The following is a 2,267-nucleotide window of genomic DNA, read 5'->3' as shown; positions in this document are numbered from 1 at the left end:
AGTTAGACCATAAAAAAGCCCAGTTATTGAATAGCTGGGCTTTTTTATCATAGATAGTTAAGACAAATAGTTAGGAAAATTGGCGTGCTTTAGCTTTAGCCTTACTATTCATTTAGGGCAATTTCATATCGCCATCGACCAACCAACCAAGGCGGCGCATCACGTAAGCGACTACACCAGCAATGAGCGCAGGTAAAATGAACATCAATAAAATAATCGCCGTCCACAACTGAGCACTGCTCATGATTTCTTGTGATGCTTCAATGACGCCAAAAACCCCAACCAGCCCTGCCGTGCCCATACCAGCACCAGTTGCTGTGCAAGCTAGCCCAAAGCCAACGGTTGCGATAGGGCCAACAATGGCGCTGGCAATCACAGCAGGCAATAGTACGAGCGGTTTTTTAAGGACATTAGGAATCTGTAGCATACTGGTACCCAGCCCTTGAGATATGACACCACTGACGCCGTTGTCTTTAAAACTGGCCACCGCAAAACCAATCATATGCGCCGCACAGCCAACGACCGCTGCCCCTCCTGCTAAGCCACCAAGTCCAATAGCGATACAGATAGCCGCGCTTGAGGTAGGTAGCGTCAATAAAATCCCTACCACCACTGCTATCACGATACCCATGAGAAGCGGCTGTAATTCAGTCGCGGCTTGAATACCCTGACCAATGGCGTTGACCGCTGCGACAACTGGTGGATTAAGCAGCGCACAGACGATGAGTGCCACCGTACATACCACTAACGGTATCAGCAAAATATCGAGCTTGGTCTTGCCGGCGACCCAAGTACCAGCACGATAAGCAAAGACGGATGTCAAATAAGCACCAATTGGATTACCGGGCACAGCAACGAAAGTTGCCGGACCTGCCTCTTGCGCGATAAATAAATTGCCCGCCATCAAGGCTTCAGAGTGTGCACCAAGCATCCCTGCAACCAAGCAGCTTAGCATCACCAAAGTTGGTGCTTTTAGGTAGTAGGCTATACCAACGCCGATACCTGCGCCCATTAATACTGACGCCAGCTTGCCGACCGCTACCAAGGCTGGCAAGCTTAACCAACCACCAATTTGCGAGATGATAAGGCCAGCGATAAGGGTCACAAACAACCCTAACGCCATTCCAGTAAAAGCATCGATAAAATACTTTTGGAAAAAAGCTTTCATCATACCAACGGGCGCAGTTTCTGAAGAATTCACAGTCATCATGATGCTCTTATATTGAGTTTGCCGAAAGGAGCTAAAAAATATATCAAAAAAAAGGGATAAAAAAAGCGTCCTCTGACGCTTTTTTTATCAATGCTTTAGGTTTAACGGCGCTGCTCAACGATAATAGAATCAATACCGTTATTTTGCAGGCGCTGCTGAGCAGTGGCAACCGCTTGACGGTTATTCATCGGGCGTGAAATCACCTGATAAATAGGAAGGCCGTTACCGGTAGTGTTTTTCACCACTCTAGCATCGACACCAGCCATCAACACTTGAGCGCGGCGACGGTCTGCTTCATCGGCATCACCAAAGCTGTTGATTTGCAAAATATAAGTCGCCGCAGGCTTCGCTGGCTGAATGCTAGCATTGCTAGCGTTCGCTGTATTAGCTCTGTTTGCAGCCGCGCCTGTATTATTGGCAGCTGGCGTACCATCATAGGTCGCATCTTCTTCAACGATGACAATATCGTCGTCATTACTACTGTTTGCTGCATTATTCGCGTTGTTGCTACGACTAGGCTCAATCGTGGTGCTCTCAGAAATACCAAAGTTACCCGCATCATCATTACTTGGCGTGGTGTTTTCTGGCTGATTGACGACTACATCTGGCTCAAAGTCAGTGATTTGACCGGATTGGCTACTACTGCCCTCACCAAAGTCTTCATCAGGGATGGTCGCCATCTCTTGATTTGGCAAAATATCATAGAACTCATAATCACCATTGTCGGTATCGGTATCGACTCGTTGCTGAACTTGTCTATCAGCATCTGTGCCCTCACCGCTGCCCGCAGGACTGAAGTTAAACAAGGGTGAGAGGTATAAAAACACCCCGATCATGAGCGTCAATACTGCCCCAACAAACATCCATAATAAGCCTGACACACTACTGGTTTTGCGTTTTTCAGTGGCACCTTTTGGTTTTTTGGCTAACATGGATCTCGTTCTCCCTACTGAATTATCTGTCGTTGTCGAGTTATCGTTATCGAATTGTCTCTATCGAATCAGCACTGTCGATTAGATTAGAATTGAAGAATTATCATCAAATAATGGCTACAGCC

At 47.0% G+C, this 2,267-nt stretch carries 2 protein-coding genes; both read right to left on the bottom strand.

The genetic code is table 11. The features are described from left to right. Positions 1–112 precede the first annotated feature (112 nt). Positions 113–1,207, bottom strand: a complete 1,095-nt coding sequence (locus V7D75_RS09890; RefSeq protein WP_442968948.1) for a PTS transporter subunit IIC — start codon at positions 1,205–1,207, stop codon at positions 113–115. Positions 1,208–1,311: 104 nt separating this feature from the next. Continuing rightward, entirely contained in the window at positions 1,312–2,142 is an 831-nt protein-coding gene (locus tag V7D75_RS09885; RefSeq protein ID WP_333614426.1) for an SPOR domain-containing protein, read from the bottom strand. Positions 2,143–2,267: the final 125 nt, after the last annotated feature.

Origin of the sequence: Psychrobacter sp., from assembly GCF_036731945.1 — a bacterium.
GTDB lineage: Bacteria > Pseudomonadota > Gammaproteobacteria > Pseudomonadales > Moraxellaceae > Psychrobacter.
The sequence above is the reverse complement of the archived record's forward strand: the minus strand, read 5'-3'. Positions and strand labels throughout refer to the sequence as shown.

Coding starts and splice junctions, on each gene's coding strand:
- V7D75_RS09890 (WP_442968948.1), bottom strand. CDS start 1,207: ATGACTGTGAATTCTTCAGAAACTGCGCCCGTTGGTATGATGAAAGCT.
- V7D75_RS09885 (WP_333614426.1), bottom strand. CDS start 2,142: ATGTTAGCCAAAAAACCAAAAGGTGCCACTGAAAAACGCAAAACCAGT.